Annotated in this window: 11 protein-coding genes; 4 read left to right on the top strand and 7 right to left on the bottom strand. The window is 43.3% G+C overall.

Features of this window, described 5'->3' with window-relative positions:
• The first annotated feature begins 354 nt into the window (after positions 1-354).
• Positions 355-1,818 (top strand): OmpA family protein, encoded by a 1,464-nt coding sequence (locus LN995_RS22065; protein ID WP_317206963.1) that lies wholly within the window; start codon positions 355-357, stop codon positions 1,816-1,818.
• A gap of 150 nt (positions 1,819-1,968) precedes the next feature.
• Here the strand turns inward: LN995_RS22065 and LN995_RS16015 are convergent, their stop codons facing one another.
• The 6 genes from LN995_RS16015 to LN995_RS15990 all read right to left on the bottom strand — a co-directional run bounded on the left by LN995_RS16015 (position 1,969) and on the right by LN995_RS15990 (position 7,490).
• Positions 1,969-2,979 (bottom strand): LLM class flavin-dependent oxidoreductase, encoded by a 1,011-nt coding sequence (locus LN995_RS16015; RefSeq protein ID WP_229962094.1) that lies wholly within the window; start codon positions 2,977-2,979, stop codon positions 1,969-1,971.
• Between the two features lie 192 nt (positions 2,980-3,171).
• On the bottom strand, positions 3,172-4,095 hold the full coding sequence (locus tag LN995_RS16010; protein ID WP_229962093.1) for an aspartate carbamoyltransferase catalytic subunit: 924 nt from the start codon (positions 4,093-4,095) through the stop codon (positions 3,172-3,174).
• 9 nt (positions 4,096-4,104) lie between these two features.
• Positions 4,105-4,653 carry a bifunctional pyr operon transcriptional regulator/uracil phosphoribosyltransferase PyrR gene (gene pyrR / locus LN995_RS16005; protein ID WP_229962092.1) on the bottom strand — a complete coding sequence of 183 codons (549 nt, stop codon included), beginning with the start codon at positions 4,651-4,653 and terminating at the stop codon, positions 4,105-4,107.
• Between the two features lie 137 nt (positions 4,654-4,790).
• Positions 4,791-6,311, bottom strand: coding sequence for a hypothetical protein (locus LN995_RS16000; RefSeq protein WP_229962091.1), 1,521 nt, complete (start codon positions 6,309-6,311; stop codon positions 4,791-4,793).
• A 123-nt stretch (positions 6,312-6,434) separates the two neighbouring features.
• On the bottom strand, positions 6,435-6,839 hold the full coding sequence (locus LN995_RS15995; protein WP_229962090.1) for an EVE domain-containing protein: 405 nt from the start codon (positions 6,837-6,839) through the stop codon (positions 6,435-6,437).
• A gap of 252 nt (positions 6,840-7,091) precedes the next feature.
• Positions 7,092-7,490 (bottom strand): hypothetical protein, encoded by a 399-nt coding sequence (locus LN995_RS15990; protein WP_229962089.1) that lies wholly within the window; start codon positions 7,488-7,490, stop codon positions 7,092-7,094.
• A gap of 349 nt (positions 7,491-7,839) precedes the next feature.
• Between LN995_RS15990 and polX the strand changes: the two genes are divergently transcribed.
• The 3 genes from polX to LN995_RS15975 all read left to right on the top strand — a co-directional run bounded on the left by polX (position 7,840) and on the right by LN995_RS15975 (position 11,083).
• A complete protein-coding gene (gene polX, locus LN995_RS15985; protein WP_229962088.1) occupies positions 7,840-9,543 on the top strand; it encodes a DNA polymerase/3'-5' exonuclease PolX in 1,704 nt (567 codons plus the stop codon).
• 149 nt (positions 9,544-9,692) lie between these two features.
• The gene (locus tag LN995_RS15980) at positions 9,693-10,682 is read left to right on the top strand and encodes a glycosyltransferase family 9 protein (RefSeq protein WP_229962087.1); all 990 of its coding nucleotides are present in this window, start codon (positions 9,693-9,695) and stop codon (positions 10,680-10,682) included.
• Complete coding sequence (locus LN995_RS15975) at positions 10,682-11,083, top strand: hypothetical protein (protein ID WP_229962086.1); 402 nt, start codon at positions 10,682-10,684, stop codon at positions 11,081-11,083. The genes LN995_RS15980 and LN995_RS15975 overlap by 1 nt, the downstream gene beginning before the upstream one ends.
• A gap of 132 nt (positions 11,084-11,215) precedes the next feature.
• Here LN995_RS15975 and serS read toward each other — a convergent pair whose 3' ends face one another.
• Entirely contained in the window at positions 11,216-12,490 is a 1,275-nt protein-coding gene (gene serS / locus LN995_RS15970; protein ID WP_229962085.1) for a serine--tRNA ligase, read from the bottom strand.
• Positions 12,491-12,691 lie beyond the last annotated feature (201 nt).

The raw sequence follows: 12,691 nt of genomic DNA, 5'->3' as shown, positions 1-12,691 counted from the left end.
AGACTGAACTTTTTTCTATTCTCGCCTTAGATTTAAGGTTATTTCAATTTTTTTTCATGTTGTATAAAACTTTGTGCTCTAGTATCAGTTTCATTTACTATAGCCTGATCCATTAAACCTAAAAGTTGTACTGTTAAATATAATACTTATTGTTCCTGTTGAACATCAGTAATTTATAAGAGTTGATAATATTTAACGTAAAACATTTTGCCTATGAACAAACTGTACATGAACCCTTCATATGGGCGGAGCTGCCCTCATTTTACTACTTATGTCCAAATAATTTTTTGATAACTCAAAAACTTGATTGAAAACATGCACGTATTGTCATATCAGAATATATTTTTAAGAATTATGCGAACACAACTAACAAAACTTAGTACAATAGCTTTTGTGCTTATATTCCTGCTTTCAGCAAGTACAGCCTTACTTGCACAAAGCTCTGACCAGAGGACAAACCTCCAGATATATGGAAGTGCCTTACAATATAATGGCGAATTAGAGAATCAATTCTTCGAAAGCAACAGGCTTGAGTGGGGTGGTGGTCTTAACCTGAACCGCTATATAAGCCCTTCCTTTGATGCTGGTTTGCATCTGACCTATGGTGGTGCTGAATCATACCTTTCGAACACAGATAACTTTGATGCTCACATAGGTACCGCTATGCTGGCTCTTCGTCTGAAACTTTATGGTAATGTTTTGAAGGAAGATGCCTTTATAGGGCCATACCTGCAAATTGCGGGTGGTGGTGCATGGACTAACACTGAAGCGGTAGCTGGTGGCACTATGCTGGAAGATGATAAATTCATTACAGCCGCTGCAAAAGGTGGTGCCGGTATTCGTTTCCGTTTTTCTGATGCCGTAAGTGCTTTCATAGAAACAAACTACATGATCACTGGCCAGGATAAATTTGATGGCCAGTTTACTGGTAAAAATGATCGTTTCTTTATGCACAACGTAGGCCTAGGCTTTAACTTAGGTAGTGCAACAGACACTGATGGTGACGGTGTGCCAGATAGAAGAGATGATTGCCCTGATACACCAACAGGTGTACAAGTAGACAAAAGAGGATGCCCGATTGATACTGATGGCGACGGTGTGCCAGATTATCAGGACCAATGCCCTACTGAGACAGGTACTGCTGCAACGCAAGGTTGCCCTGACAGAGATAGCGATGGTGTAGCTGACAAAGATGATCAGTGCCCTGACCAAGCAGGTACTGCTGCAATGCAAGGTTGCCCAGATTCAGACGGTGATGGTGTTGCCGATCCTCAGGACCAATGCCCAGACACTCCAACTGGTGTGCAGGTAGATGCAAATGGTTGTCCAATGGATAAAGACGGTGACGGTGTATCTGATAATGAAGATCTTTGCCCTAACACACCTGGTACAGCTGCTAACCGTGGTTGCCCTGATTTAGATGCTGAGACGCTTCGATTAATGGAAGAGAAGGTACGTTTCGAATTTGACCAAGCTCGTGTTCAAGATAGCTATAAGCAACTATTAGATAGCATTGTAACTGCTCTTGAGAAATATCCTGAACATGTGCTGCTTATCAAAGGCCACGCTGACTACATCGGTAGTGAAGAGTACAACCAGGCACTTTCTGAAAGCAGAGCGCAGGCTGTGAAAGATTACCTGATCGAGAGAGGTGTTCAGAATCCTGATAGATTGGTAACAAGAGGCTACGGTGAAACTCAACCTTTGGTACAAGTTAACCAGCGTCTGTCACGTCGTAGAACTGAAGAGGCCAGAGCTCAAAACAGAAGAGTTGGCTTCGAAATGAATACGCCGGATATGCAGTTGAATATTGAATAGACTCCAAATAAACAAATATTAAAAAGGCACCGCAGGTAATACTGCGGTGCCTTTTGTCTTATAAGCCTATGCTCACGAAGCGATAATACTAAACATTAGATTTAGAGGGATGTATGCTTTGCTTTTTGTATTCCCTTTTGCGTAACTAGATCAGCAAAGTTCAAACGCTTCTGCTAATAATCGGTATGAACTTTTTCTGTCTTCAAAGCTATGGGTGATGGTTACAACTATCAGCTCATCCACCTCATATGTTTTTGCCATCTCTTCCAACTGCAATTTTACCTGCATCGGAGTACCTGAGACCATACGCTGCCTGTTATACTCAATGCGAAGTTGTTCTGCCTCTGAATATTGCTGTATCTTAACCTCCTCATAAGACGGAACACCTGAACTCCTGCCTTTCTCTATGCGAAGCATCATCAGGTCCATTGTTTCCTGCAGTTCCTGTGCTTTCTCTTCTGTTTCGGCACACATAACAAACACTCCGACATTTGCTTCAGGCTGCTGCATAAACCTTGACTTCTCAAAATGTTGTTTATAAGCTTTCACCATCTGTTCGCCTCCAACAGGATTGATGAAATGAGCAAAGGAAAAGCCAAATCCAAAGTGAGCGGCAAACAGGCCGCTTTGCCCGCTGGAGCTTAGCAACCATACTAAAGGAACCGAAGGAGTAGCAGGAGTAGCGTACACATTCTCTGTTATGTCGCCTTCTTCCGAAGTATCATGCAGATAATGTCCCAAGTCTTTTAGCTGCTGCATAAATGCTGCGTCGCTAAACTGGTTGTGCGGGTTAAGTGCTGCTGCTGTTACTCGGTCAGTCCCGGGAGCACGACCAATGCCCAGGTCAATACGATCAGGAAAGAGGTTCTCCAGAACTTTAAAATTTTCGGCAACTTTAAGTGCGCTATAATGAGGGAGCATAACACCGCCTGAGCCAACCCTTATACGTTTTGTAACTGAAGCCAGGTAAGGGATGAGAACTTCAGGGGAAGATCCTGCCAAGCCTGTTGTATTGTGGTGCTCAGATACCCAGAAACGGGTGTAGCCAAGTTCGTCTGTAAGTTTAGCCAGTTCTATCGTTTCCATAAGTGCCTGCGCAGCTGTGCCTCGTTTTCTGATAGGAGACTGGTCCAACACACTTAGCCGTATTTTCTTTGGCATGATAAAAAAACAATTTCTAAGTTTGTTTACAGTATTACAACAACTGAACTATGTAATGGTTCTGATACAGGAAAGCAGGAAGTGCCTTGCTGTCGGTGTTATATAGTTGCCAGTTGGCTTTTTAGTTCAGAAAAAATAAAAGCCCGCTTCTTTTTCAGAAGCAGGCTTCTCCTGTTCTGAATGTGTTTGAGCTTAGCCTTTCGCAGCCAGCAGATAAAGCACAGCCATTCTGATAGCTACGCCATTTTCTACCTGATTCAGTATAATGGAGTGCTGGGAGTCGGCTACATCACTACTAAGTTCTACTCCGCGGTTTATTGGCCCGGGGTGCATAATGGTTATTTCTTTGTTTAGGCTATCCAGCATCTTTTTATTGATGCCATAGTACAAAGTGTATTCCCGTAAGGATGGAAAATACTTCATCTGCATGCGTTCCAGCTGTATGCGTAGTACGTTTGCCACGTCGCACCATTGTAAAGCTTTGCGTACGTCCAATTCTACTTTCACACCTAGGTCTTTAATATATTTGGGTAGCAAGGTAGAAGGACCGCATACCATTACCTCGGCACCTTGTTTCTGTAAGGCAAAAATGTTGGAAAGGGCTACTCTGGAGTGCAGAATGTCTCCAATAATTACCACTTTTTTGCCTGCTACTTCACCATACCTTTCTCTGATGGAGAAGGAATCCAGCAGAGCCTGTGTGGGGTGCTCATGTGTGCCATCGCCGGCGTTCACAATGTTTGCCTTAATGTGACGCGATAGAAAGTGAGGTGTTCCAGGGCTGGAATGGCGCATTACGATCATGTCCACTTTCATAGCCAAGATGTTGTTAACAGTATCAAGTAACGTTTCTCCTTTTTTTACGGAGCTGCCGCTGCTGCTAAAGTTTATGACATCTGCCGATAATCTTTTCTCTGCCAGTTCAAAAGACAGGCGTGTGCGTGTAGAGTTCTCGAAAAAAACGTTGGCAATAGTAATATCACGTAGCGAAGGCACTTTTTTAATCGGCCTGTTTAAAACATCTTTAAAATTATCAGCTGTCTCAAAAATAAGCTGAATATCTTCGTGGGTGATGTCTTTTATGCCTAACAGGTGCCGGACGCTGAGCTCTTGCATGGGTGAGGTTTATTCTTCGTTTTTGGTAATAAGCCAGATATTATCTTCCGGAGTTTCCTGGCCTTTCCACTCTACCAATACCCGCTGGCTTTGTAAGGAATTAACACGTTGCCCTACATAAGTAGCATGAATAGGCAGGTGGCGGGTGTAGAGGCGGTCTATCAATACCAATAACTCCACGTTCGCAGGTCGCCCATAGGCGATCATAGCATCCAGGGCTGCGCGAACTGAACGGCCTGTGTACAGCACGTCATCCACCAGTATTACTTTTTTCCCTTCAATAAGGAAATCTATACGGGTAGCGTTGGCAGTAAGCGGAGTATCCCTGCGGCGGAAATCGTCGCGATGAAAAGTGGTGTCGAGGTAGCCAGTAGGTACTGGTTTCCCTAGTATCGAAGCTAAAGTGTTTTGTATGCGCTGTGCCACAAATTTGCCCCGTGGCTGCAAACCAAGAATAACTGTATCAGAAAAGTCACCGTGGTTCTCAATGAGCTGGTGGCAAAGGCGCATCACCATAATATCGAGTAGTTGGTGGTTTACGATGATTCTTTTCTGCATGGCCGGATGAATTAGGTGCAAATATAGAGAGTCAGATTAAGATGCGAAAATTTTTAAGCCCCCAATCAATAGTATAATTGTTATCAGCATATTATTAATGCAGCTTTAGATAAAACCTAGCTTTATAAGCAATACAGTTAAAAGCTTATTTTGTTGATATAGAAAACTTTTCGAGACATGCCACTCTTAGGTTTAACATGCTGAAAGCCAAAGGCCGCAAAATTTCCGTCATACCACTTTATAATGCCGACCTCCTCACTGGATACTATTTTTTCATCATCCTCATATGTTAAAAGAGTCAACTCTGTTTTTTCATCAGAAAACTTGTCTTCTTTCATGACATGGTAGAAAATTTTTTCATCTTCCGGATAGGCCATAATAACTCGTCCGTCAGGAGCATATGCAACTTCTAAAGTATATACCAGCGAATAGCTAACTACATTGATTAGAGGAAAAGCATTATCCCAAAGCAGGACTCCATTCTTATCGAAGCCAAGTGCTACCGCATGCGTGCGCTTGTACCCATCGGGGCCACGGCTAAGGGTTGGGGTGTTATTGCGATATAACCCTTGGTTGTGTGCCATATAAGGGTTTACAGACCAGCTGGACATGTTACTACGGTACTGGGGGTAATACACTTCGGCAGGCAATATATAGCCTGTGGGAGTCGTAATAAGATCGTGAAAAAGCAAACGATAGCGCAGCTTTGGATTTTTTCCTGCTTTCAAACGTGAGGCTTCTCTACGACGAGTGCGCGCTTCACGGCGCGGTTTCATGTACTTTAAAAAATTCTTAAGCTGTAGTATGTTGTAGAACTGCCCATCAGAAGCATTTGTGGCCATACTAGTAGTAAAGAAGCCTTGGGTATAGCGTAAGTCCCGTGTGCCAAAGGAACCTATCAGCATTCTGGAGGTAGTATCACCTGGGGTGATCTCTGCATTTAATAAGCTTTTATTATCCTGCTGCAGTATAAAATGGTTACTGAGTAGCTCCCCGTTAGCATCGAAGCTTTTTACCTGTAGCCGCGATACACGGCCGTTAGACTCTGTCATGACTACATCTATACGTTTGTTAACAGGGTCTGCCATCAGATCAGAGAAAGAAGACTCATCACCATAAACGGCAGGCAGGAGTTTTATCTGTCCATCGGCGGGGTTTAAGTGCAGTAGGAGGGGCTGGCTGGAAGACCTGTTGCGGCCAATAATAAAGTATCGGCCATATAATACCTTAAAGTCAAAAACAGCGTCTATCGCCTCAATTCCATATTCCTTGTACTGTAAGTCACCAGATAATAAGTTGATTCGTACAATATGGTACTTTTGTGCGTTAGTCTCCTCTCCGAAAATTAAGTAGGTGTAGGGAGCCTCTGTGAAATAATGTAGGTAATGGCTTCTAACAGGAATCTCGGCTGAATTACTCCAAATCTTATCCAGCTTATAGTTGTACTTAGTGAAATGAAAGCTGGCTTCACTGCCCCAGGAGTTAACTGTTTTATTGTATAGCAAGAGGCTGCTATCAGGTAAGGCAATTACTTCTGCATAGGTTCTTTCATAATCAAAATCAAGTTCCAGGCGCACAGGCTGGCTTGGCTCCTGCGCAAACAAAGAGGCAGAAGCTAAAAACAGGTATAAGCAAAACAAGTAGCGTACTTTAGCCATATTCGGGTGAGAGTGCTGTTAAGTAGCAGAAAAGAAAGTATAAATGGAAGTTAATTAATGTACTTGAATTAACCTCCATTCGTTGTTATGCATGTTAGCTTTTTTGCAAGTTGCTGTTAAAGCCTAGTTCCCCAAAGCCAATAGCACATCGTATTCCTCCGGCTTAAGCGGCATTACAGATAAACGTGACTGGCGCAAAAGTGCTATATTTTCCAGGCGCAGATCTTTCTTTATCTGATCCAGTGTTACAGGCTCTTTAAAGTCCCTTACAGGTACTATATCCACTGCTACCCATTTAGGGTCATCGGCAGTAGGATCAGGGTAAGCAGATTTGTCTACTTTGGCAATGCCTACAATAGCTTTTTCTGAAACGCTGTGGTAAAACAACACCAAATCCTCAGGCTGCATCTGTTTCAGGTTGTTACGGGCCTGAAAATTGCGAACTCCGTCCCAACAGGTGCGTCCATCTTGTACTAAGTCAGCCCATGAATATGTGCCGGGCTCCGATTTTACTAACCAGTATTGCATTATTATAGATTATATATTTAGAATGTTATAAGCCGAATTTACGTCAGGCTTTTTAATTTGCGACATTTCTATTTTTGAAAAATATGCTTAGGTTTATAATCACCGTGCCTGCAAATGCTCATAAAGAGAGCATGAACAGCATCAGAAGGCTGCAATATAGGGATCAATAAAAAAGAACAAACACTAATTGCAGTCGCTTTTGGGCTTCCATTTGCTCGTGTAGATACATTTTATGCTACTTTAGCTTACACTTTACTGATGGTGCTGCTTAATTTTTAGTACATCATCTTTCAGCGACACTATTTCGAAGGCAAAATTCTGTGGTGGCAAACTATCCCCCTGCATCTTTACCTTAACCATATTGTTTTTGTCATCTAACTCCCACTGGCCTTCTTGTTCTTCCAGGCCATCGGTAGGGGCGATGTCATAGCGTTTAATAACTCCTCCTGCTTCCAACGCAAAACCTGTACGGCCTCTTGATGGTGGAAAATCATAAGAATTGGGGCGATACACCAACGTATCACCCTCATCTTCCTCATAAGAATGTAACCAGGTTTTCCCGACAAGGCCAGACATTACTTTATCTTTTTTATTGCAGGTATTAGCCAGCAGGAAAAGGCATACTATACAAAGCAATGTTATCTTTTTCATATTTAAGTTTCTGGTAAAAGTCTGTTGAATTAAGCAACCTTAAAATTGCTTTTTTGTGCACCAGCTATTTATAATTAGCTGGTCTTTCTTGATTCAGTCTACAGTTTAGTGTTGATTCTTTGCGTAAATTCTGATTCATTTACTTTAACTATAAACGCCTTGATGAAGAAATTAATACAATATTGATGGACATCAGCGGTACTTGGTTCTTAAATAAAGGCGCTTTTAAAGAACCTTCGTAAGGCTAAGGTACGGATTTCTTCTTTTATATAGAATGCATAGAATATAAAAGGGCATCAGGTAGTGTTCGCAGGGTTTTTTCTATCTTTGTAAGATACGATTTTAAGCTTTGGAAAATAAGAAGATAATAAAACTGTTTAAGCTGACTGCAGAACTGTTGGAACTGCATGATGAGAATCCGTTTAAGGTTCGTTCTTACACAAACGCAGTAGGAGCCCTGGAACTGCTTGAGGAACCGCTGGAGGGGAAAGCCCAGGCTGAACTGGAGAAAATAGGGGGAGTGGGCAAGGGCATTGCCGCCAAAATTGTAGAGATAAACAGTACAGGTTCTTTTGAGGAGTTGGACCAGATGCTTGCCGCAACGCCTCCTGGTGTGGTAGAAATGCTGCGCATTAAAGGCATCGGCCCCAAAAAAGTGCGCAACCTCTGGAAAGAGCTTGGTACGGAAACAGTAGAGGAATTACTGGAGGCTTGTGAGCAGGACAGAGTAAGCAAGCTGAAAGGCTTTGGAGCCAAAACACAGGAAAATATAAAGCAGGCATTGCTTTTCACGCAGCAGAACAGTGGTAAGTTGCTATATGCTGAGGCGGAGGCATCGGCAGAGGAATTGCTTAAAAGCATAAAAGAAGCCATGCCGCAGGCACAGGTAGAATTGGCTGGTGATGTACGCCGCCGAATGGAGATAGTGGAAACGCTGCAGTTCGTTTTGGCTACAGATGAACCTGTTCATACACAGGAGGCACTAAACAAATTATCAATCCTGGAGCAGAATGTTAAGTTATCCGGACCGATGGTGTGGCGAGGACAACATACAGTAAGCAATCTGCATACAGAAATAAAGCTAGTGCCATCTGCACGTTTTGCGAATGAGTTGCTGCTACAATCAGCGTCGGTAGGGCATGTGGCGCAGCCATTTAAAGAGGGCAAGAACCTATTGGCCCTAGTGCGGGAGCAAAATTTTGCTTCAGAAGAAGATGCTTACAAAGCAGCAGGAATGGCTTATATAGTGCCTGAGTTACGCGAGGGCACTACTGAGTTACAGCTGGCACTGGATAACAAGCTGCCACAACTGCTGGAATTATCAGATTTAGCAGGTAGCCTGCATAACCACAGTACTTATTCTGATGGTGCCCATACGCTGGAGCAAATGGCTACCTACTGTCGGGATATGGGTTATCAGTACCTGGGTATATCTGACCACTCTAAAACAGCATCTTATGCAGGTGGCTTACGGGAAGGTGATGTGCTGCGTCAGCAAAAAGAGGTTGATGAGCTGAACAAGAAATTGGCTCCGTTCAAAATATTCAAAGGCATTGAGTCTGATATATTAGGTGATGGTTCTCTGGATTATGATGCTGACATTCTCTCTACATTCGACTTTATTGTGGCTTCTATTCACAGCAGCCTGAACATGGATGAAAAGAAAGCCACTAATCGCCTGATCTCTGCTATTGAGAACCCTTATACAACTATGCTGGGCCATCCGACAGGGCGCTTGCTGCTACGTCGTAAAGGCTACCCGATCAATCATAAGGCAGTGATAGACGCCTGTGCAGCTAATAATGTCATCATTGAGATTAATTCGAACCCGTGGCGTCTGGACCTCGACTGGCGTTGGGTACAGTATGCACTGGAACAGGGCGTAATGTTAAGCATAAACCCGGATGCACATCATACCAGTGGTTACCATGATATGCGTTATGGTGTGCTGGTTGGCCGCAAGGGAGGTCTTACTAAAGAATTGACCTTTAATACTAAATCTGCTGAGGAAGTAGAAAAGTATTTCAGGGAGAGAAAAGAGAAGGTTAAGTAAAGAGTAAAGTATGTATGCTGATTATTATTTAGCTTTCACCTCTCTACAAGTAAAGCGTAGTTAAGATAATTAAACAGGTCAGCTGAAAGCTGGTCTCCTAAAGTTTAGCCGCAAGCTTATAACTTTAGGCGGTGCTTATAGAGTTTAAAATGCCAAAAATCCTTATACTTCGTTTCTCGTCTATAGGTGATATCGTGCTGACGACGCCGGTAATCCGTTGTATAAAACAGCAGGTGCCGGAGGCGGAAGTGCACTATTGTACCAAGCAAGGCTTTAGAAGTATACTGGAGCACAACCCGTATGTAGATAAAGTACATGTGCTGAAGGATAGCTTAAAAGAGCTGGTGCGCGAGTTGAAAGCAGAAAGTTTTGATTATGTGATTGATCTGCACAATAACCTGCGAACTCGCGTTATCAAAGCAAGGTTAGGCAGGCCCAGCAAAAGCTTTAATAAGCTGAACTATGAAAAGTGGCTGATGGTGAACTTCAAAATGAACCGTCTGCCCGATGTGCATATTGTGAATCGTTACCTGGCTGCCGCAGCTGCTTTGGGTGTAAAAGACGATGGAAAAGGGTTGGATTACTTTATTCCGGCTCAGGATGAGGTGAATTTACAAGCACTTCCACAGCCTTTCCAGCAGGGTTATGTAGCCTTTGCCATTGGAGCTCAGCATTACACAAAACGCCTGCCTACGGAGCGTATTATTGAGTTATGTGAGCGGTTGAATAAGCCAGTCATTCTTTTAGGAGGCAAAGAAGATGCTGCCAAAGGAGATGAGGTCGTTGCTTATTTCGATAAACGAGAAGATACGAAGCCTGATGCACAAACATTGATTTTCAATGCCTGTGGTAAGTATAATCTCAATGGGTCAGCCTCTTTGGTGCGGCAGGCAGAGCAAGTGGTAAGCCATGATACTGGCCTGATGCATATTGCGGCTGCTTTTCAGAAAGATATTATAAGTGTATGGGGCAATACCATTCCTGAGTTTGGCATGTACCCTTTCCGCACCAAGTATAAAGTACTGGAAGTACATGGTCTCAGTTGCCGCCCCTGCTCTAAAATTGGCTATAGCAAATGCCCTGAAGGCCACTTTAAATGTATGTGGGATATTCCTTTTAATAATTTAGAAATTAACTAATGCTTAAATATAACCTATCCTGGCAAAGAACGGATGCACAACTGCTGGAAGCACTGTTGTTAGCAACAGGCGGTGAAGGAGGAACCACTCTGCAGGATGTGCTTTTAATGATTGATGCCATTGATGGAGATGTGCTTACACTACAGGAGGTGGAGCAGGCGCTGGAAAAGCTTATGGCTGTTAATTATGTGAGCGTGCAGAAGAATAAGCTGTCGCTGTCGCCACCCTTTATGCAGGATTATGAAGATGTGTCTGGTGCTGAAGATGAGCAACAGGCATTGTTCAGGTTACTAGAAGCCAAAGAGTTGACACCTGAAAGCATGGATGAACCTAAGATATTACTTAAGAAGTATAAACTGAAGAGTTATTATCAGCAATACCAGGAGCAGTTTGGCGGATAGTATGGTGATTTTAAAAATAACTGCTGTAACAACAGAAGCTTATAAAAAGAGAAAGCCGCTGAGCACGTTCAGCGGCTTTCTCTTTTTATAGCAGAATACTTCTCCACCACTTTAAACTGGCATGTACGGAAGCTAACCGATCTTCTCAAAACCTAGGTAAGGATGCAGTACCTTAGGCATGTTTATACCGTCAGGAGTCTGGTTGTTTTCCAGTATAGCAGCTACAATACGAGGCAAAGCCAGAGCGCTACCATTCAGCGTATGTAGCAACTGTGTTTTACCAGAATCATTCTTGAAACGCAATTTCAGGCGGTTTGCCTGGTACGTTTCAAAGTTAGAGGCAGAGCTTACCTCCAGCCAACGACCTTGTGCAGTAGAATATACCTCCATATCATAAGTCAGGGCAGCGGTAAAGCCAAGGTCACCACCACACAGGCGTAGCACACGGTAGGGCAGTTCCAACTTCTGCAACAGGCTTTGTATATAGCTGCTCATTTCTTCCAGCGCTTCATAAGATTTTTCTGGCAGTGATATCTGTACGATCTCCACTTTATCGAACTGGTGCAGACGGTTCAGACCCCGTACATCGGCTCCCCAGGAACCAGCCTCACGGCGGAAACACGGTGTATGACCTGTATTTTTTACAGGTAATTGCTCTACAGGAACAATAGTATCCCGATACATGTTTGTAATTGGCACCTCTGCAGTTGGAATCAGGTACAGGTTATCTGCAGTAGCGTGGTACATCTGGCCGTCTTTATCTGGCAGCTGACCTGTTCCGTAGCCGGATGCCTCGTTAACCATAATAGGCGGTTGCACCTCTATGTAACCAGCCTTCATGGCCTCATCTAAAAAGAAGTTGATGAGTGCACGCTGTAAACGGGCACCTTGCTTTTTATAAACAGGAAATCCAGCACCGGTAATTTTGTTACCCAGCTCAAAGTCGATGATGTCGTACTTCTGGATTAACTCCCAGTGAGGTAGAGCGCCCTCATATAACTCAGGAATTTCTCCCTGTTCGAGAACTACTTCGTTGTCTTCAGATGTTCTACCTGCAGGCACACTTTCGTGCGGGAGGTTTGGCAGTTTGTATAGCGCTTTCTGAAGATCTTCTTCTATAGTAGAAAGCTGTTCAGACAAGGCCTTTGCTTTCTGCTTTAGCTCAGTTGTTTCTGCTTTATACGATTCTGCTTTGTCACGCTCACCGCTCTTCATCATAATGCCAATCTCCTTGGAGATGCTGTTGGCCTTCGCTTGCAAGTCGTCGTGTTCGCTTTGCAGAGCGCGGCGTTGCTGGTCAAGGTCCAGTATAGCGGCGACTTCCTCGGCTGCATTTTTGTAGTTTTTTTTGTTCAAACCCGCCACTACCAGGTCGGTCTGCTCTCTTAAAACTGTTAATTGTAGCATATAAAGGGGTTAGATAGAGACACAAAAATATACTTTTTTGAGTAGTTAGAGGCATTTACGTAATCTTTTACGTTTTTTTGAAACATTTTTAACAAAAAGTTCCGTAATATTTGTTAATTAAACGGCATTGCAATAACATTGCGGTACAATTGAAGACGGCCCGTTCCTGTGCCTCAATAACTCTATCACAACCTATTCTTT

This window comes from Pontibacter silvestris, from assembly GCF_020907275.1.
Lineage (GTDB): Bacteria > Bacteroidota > Bacteroidia > Cytophagales > Hymenobacteraceae > Pontibacter > Pontibacter silvestris.
The sequence above is the reverse complement of the archived record's forward strand: the minus strand, read 5'-3'. Positions and strand labels throughout refer to the sequence as shown.